The sequence below is a fragment of the Proteus sp. fly-1067 genome (genome assembly GCF_040139345.1).
GTDB lineage: Bacteria > Pseudomonadota > Gammaproteobacteria > Enterobacterales > Enterobacteriaceae > Proteus > Proteus vulgaris_B.
The window spans coordinates 1-679 of sequence record NZ_JBEEUL010000118.1 but is presented as its reverse complement, the minus strand read 5'-3'; the positions used below and the strand labels follow the sequence as shown (position 1 = coordinate 679).

General features: G+C 39.9%; 1 protein-coding gene. It reads right to left on the bottom strand.

Going from position 1 to position 679, the window contains the following annotated elements:
• Positions 1 to 438 precede the first annotated feature (438 nt).
• Positions 439 to 679, bottom strand: a 241-nt coding sequence (locus ABN217_RS19500; protein WP_349459889.1) for an oligopeptide/dipeptide ABC transporter ATP-binding protein, incomplete at its 5' end; no start/stop codon positions are given.

The following is a 679-nucleotide window of genomic DNA, read 5'->3' as shown; positions in this document are numbered from 1 at the left end:
GCGATATTGAATAGCACAAGGATCAGCGTTAATGCCATGGCTTTCAATGAAATACGCGGTTTGGATGCAGGTGGTGTGTAGTTTGGTTGTTCAGACATATTAAGTCCTTATAATAATATTTATACTTGCCATACTTTAAGCTACAAGAGTTTTGACTCAATTCATTAGTTAGTGGTGCTGGATCTTTAGAGTATAAAATGTGCCAAAATTTTAGTTTATATCCAATATCTGAAAAATGAGGTCAAAAACTAAAAAGGGCGCTAGATAGCGCCCTGAGGTTGCTGACGAAGCGAGATAGAGCGTGGTTTTCCCGCTCAGTGCTATCAGCCGAAAATCAATAAATTGATTTTCCTCGTTTATTTCAGAACCCCTAACGACTGCCGCCAAACATGATATGTTTGTCAACAGACTGAAGGGCCTTACGGCCCTTATCTCAATTTAAAGGGGATCAACTTTTAAACAAGACACCGCATGTTTAAAGCTACCTTCAAGTAATGGTTTAGTTTTAGCGCACCCTTCATCAGCCAGTGGACAACGAGTTCTGAATACACAACCTGACGGTGGATTAATGGGTGATGGTAATTCCCCTTCTAATAATTCAATAGTCTTGGTTTTTTCTTTATCAGGATCAGGGACTGGAACTGCTGACATCAGTGCCTTAGTATAAGGATGAAGTGGA